The 3,353-nt window shown below is 40.6% G+C and carries 5 protein-coding genes; all 5 read left to right on the top strand.

Translation table 11 applies throughout. From position 1 onward, the window contains the following. Positions 1-253 precede the first annotated feature (253 nt). Entirely contained in the window at positions 254-553 is a 300-nt protein-coding gene (locus JOD07_RS15190) for a hypothetical protein (RefSeq protein WP_204614640.1), read from the top strand. Positions 554-650: 97 nt separating this feature from the next. Then, the gene (locus JOD07_RS15185; RefSeq protein ID WP_204614638.1) at positions 651-1,061 is read left to right on the top strand and encodes a phage holin family protein; all 411 of its coding nucleotides are present in this window, start codon (positions 651-653) and stop codon (positions 1,059-1,061) included. After that, positions 1,058-1,762, top strand: coding sequence for an N-acetylmuramoyl-L-alanine amidase (locus JOD07_RS15180; RefSeq protein ID WP_204614636.1), 705 nt, complete (start codon positions 1,058-1,060; stop codon positions 1,760-1,762). Before JOD07_RS15185 ends, JOD07_RS15180 begins: the two co-directional genes overlap by 4 nt. A gap of 123 nt (positions 1,763-1,885) precedes the next feature. Next, positions 1,886-2,107 carry an SHOCT domain-containing protein gene (locus JOD07_RS15175; RefSeq protein WP_204614628.1) on the top strand — a complete coding sequence of 74 codons (222 nt, stop codon included), beginning with the start codon at positions 1,886-1,888 and terminating at the stop codon, positions 2,105-2,107. Positions 2,108-2,165: 58 nt separating this feature from the next. Next, on the top strand, positions 2,166-3,275 hold the full coding sequence (locus JOD07_RS15170; RefSeq protein ID WP_204614626.1) for a recombinase family protein: 1,110 nt from the start codon (positions 2,166-2,168) through the stop codon (positions 3,273-3,275). The last annotated feature ends 78 nt before the right edge of the window (positions 3,276-3,353 follow it).

Genomic DNA, 3,353 nt, shown 5'->3' with positions numbered 1-3,353 from the left:
TGTTTTGCTTTGACCTCATTTTTGACAACCTCCTGTTAGTATTATTTTACTAAACTAGTGTGTGATTGTCCAAATGGGTTAGGGGGATTAAGAGACATATATTTTAGTTTGCAACCCTGACGCAAATCTTACAAAGACAGCATTATATGACTTAAGCACCATTACTACCCCAGCTGGACCATTCCCATCCAGTGCATCTCAACTGAATGGTTATAATTTAAGACTACAGCCAAGGGATGCTGATACATGGTTTGTGTGTAATGGAAATTATACTTTTGTTACAGATAACAATTTCAACGTGATTGATATTGCTTATAGAAACTTTACCTTTAGTTACGAAAATGTACTAGAAGATACACCAGGAAGTGCAATAAAACGATGGTTTGTAAGTAGATCAGGGAGCTATATTAATCAATGGGGACAAAGCTGGATTCTGTGGGAGCCAATAGCTGCAATGACTTTGCTTCCAAGTCCAGTAACAAAGACTCCTACAAATACAATGAAGATTCAGTATGACTTTAACATTCAAAGAGTAGATCCATTTCAGCCTTAATAATAGAAGGAATAGCAGAAATCAAATCAATAATTATGACTTTGGCACTTCTGGTCGATTCAGAGGTGTTTTTTTATTATGAATGGAGGTTTTAACAATGAAGGAATTCTGGAATTGGGTACAGGTGGTACTGACAGCATTAGGTGGTTTGCTCGGCTGGTTTCTTGGCGGGTATGATGGCTTTTTATATGCGCTGGTTACTCTAGTTGTTGCGGATTATATAACAGGTGTCATGTGTGCCATAGTAGATAAGACTTTATCCAGTGAGATCGGGTTTAAGGGCATCTTTAAGAAGGTGCTCGTTTTTGTATTGGTTGGAATTGGACACATGATTGACGCTAACCTTATCGGGGATGGAAGTGCGCTCCGGACAGCCATTATATTTTTCTACTGCTCCAATGAGGGTGTATCCATGCTGGAAAACGCCGGCCGATTGGGACTGCCAATACCGGAAAAGCTAAGAGATATTCTAGCACAGCTGCATAACAAGGGAGGTAAGGAGCAATGAATCTGAGAAAGCTTATTCTAACTGAAAATGCGTGTTATAAGGCAGGAAAAAAGATAACACCGAAGGGAATCATGGTTCATAGCACCGGTGCCAACAATCCTTATCTTCGTAGGTACATTGGGCCTGACGATGGCCTTTTAGGTATAAACCAGTACAATAATCACTGGAATCAGGAAAAACCTGATGGTCGTCAAGTTTGTGTTCATGCTTTCATCGGTAAGCTGGCAGATGGCTCAATTGCAACCTATCAGACATTGCCGTGGAACCATCGTGGCTGGCATGCCGGAGGTACAGCGAATGATACCCATATTAGTTTTGAGATATGTGAAGATGATTTATCCGATGCGAAGTATTTTCGCAAGGTATTTTCTGAAGCAGTAGAATTATGTGTGTATCTCTGTAAACTCTATAATCTGACTGAGAAGGACATCATCTGCCACAGTGAAGGATACAAAAAAGGAATCGCATCAAATCATGCCGATGTGATGCACTGGTTCCCCCGTCACGGTGAAAGCATGGACACCTTCCGTGCGGCAGTTAAGGCTGGATTGTTGGAAAAACCGAAACCGGAAACGCCCACAGGTGATGATAAGAAATACTACCGTGTTCAGGTAGGAGCATTTTCATCCAAAGCAAATGCCGAAACAATGCTGAAAAAGCTTAAAGCGGCTGGCTTTGATGGTTTTATAAGATATAACTGAGATAAATTTTATTAGCCCACAGCTACGGTAACCATTCCGAGTTGTGGGCTTTATTTTTTTGTCCTTTTTCATGGGGGTTCGAATCACGCTGTTTTTTCGCATATCGGCAGGAGGTAATGCCATATGCAAGTGAAGCAAATTACAGAACTTACGACTACTCATGTTGATGCCATACGGAAACCGATAACAGAGGAGAAACTCCAGAGCGAGTATGATTATTATCGCTCACTGAAATTGCTTCGGAAAATGCTCGGTGCTGGCTTGATTACGAAGGAGGAATTCGTAAAAATCGACCGCCGAAACCGTCAATCTTTCTCACCTTTTGGAGTCGAGTTAATGCCCTGAATTGCTTGATAATACAGGGGTTCAGAGGTAATATGTCACGTACCCAGGGGGTGAAAAATTGAAAAAGGTAAGAAAAATTGAGCCAAATTCAAAAATAATTAAGCCAAAACTACGGGTTGCTGCTTATGCCCGTGTTTCGACTGATAACGATGAACAGCTAGTCAGTTTGGGGGCCCAGAAAACTCATTATGAATCATTTATAAAATCAAATCCGGACTGGGAGTTTGCCGGAATTTATTATGACGAAGGTGTCACAGGTACAAACAAGGAAAATCGCTCAGAGCTTCAACGATTAATAGAAGATTGTGAGAACAGAAGGATTGACTTTATAGTCACCAAGTCTATCAGCCGATTTGCACGCAATACGATAGACTGTTTGGAGCTCATTCGAAAGCTGTCAGACCTGGGTGTGCTTCTCTATTTTGAGAAGGAAAATATCAATACCCAATCAATGGATGGAGAATTGATGTTGACTATTTTAAGTAGTCTGGCTGAGAACGAGTCAATTTCTATCTCACAGAATAATAAATGGTCAATCCAGCGCCGTTTCCGAAATGGGACATTTAAGCTATCATCACCACCATATGGGTATGATTATAAAGATGGCATTTTGACGGTAAATGAAGAGCAGGCTGCTGTTGTAAGGCGAATATTCTCCGAAGCCTTATCCGGCAAAGGAGCACAGAAAATTGCAGATGACTTGAATGCTGACGGTATAACACCTAAAAAAGCTGCCTTATGGAATGCTTCTACTATCCTCGGCATGCTGTCAAACGAAAAATATACCGGTGATGTCATCTTGCAAAAAACATATACGGACGACCATTTCAAACGGCATCGTAACAACGGAGAAAAAGACCAGATCATGATCCAAAAGAACCATGAAGCAATTATCAGCCATGAAGAATTTGATGCTGTGAATGAATTGCTAAGACAGCGTGGTGACGAGAAAGGCATAGAAAAAGGAAAAGGTAAATATCAAAAGCGATATCCTTTTTCCGGCAAAATCATATGTTCTGAGTGCGGAAGTCACTTCAAACGCAGAATTCATTACTATGGTGGAAGTCAATATATTGCTTGGTGTTGTTCAAAGCACATCCATGATATTGCAAAGTGCTCAATGCGTTTTATTCGTGAGGATGATATCCATCTGGTGTTAGTATATTAGTGTAGACACAAAAAGCCGAACACCTTAAAATATAAAAAGGGAAGGAAGTGTCTACAATGGCAAAAGGGCAAAAGTATT

The sequence above is a fragment of the Defluviitalea raffinosedens genome (assembly GCF_016908775.1).
In the GTDB taxonomy this organism is placed as follows: domain Bacteria; phylum Bacillota; class Clostridia; order Lachnospirales; family Defluviitaleaceae; genus Defluviitalea; species Defluviitalea raffinosedens.
The sequence above is the reverse complement of the archived record's forward strand: the minus strand, read 5'-3'. Positions and strand labels throughout refer to the sequence as shown.

What these genes read in the sequence shown, in the direction of transcription:
- JOD07_RS15185 (WP_204614638.1), top strand. Translation starts at nt 651, where the DNA reads ATGAAGGAATTCTGGAATTGGGTACAGGTGGTACTGACAGCATTAGGT.
- JOD07_RS15180 (WP_204614636.1), top strand. Translation starts at nt 1,058, where the DNA reads ATGAATCTGAGAAAGCTTATTCTAACTGAAAATGCGTGTTATAAGGCA.
- JOD07_RS15175 (WP_204614628.1), top strand. Translation starts at nt 1,886, where the DNA reads ATGCAAGTGAAGCAAATTACAGAACTTACGACTACTCATGTTGATGCC.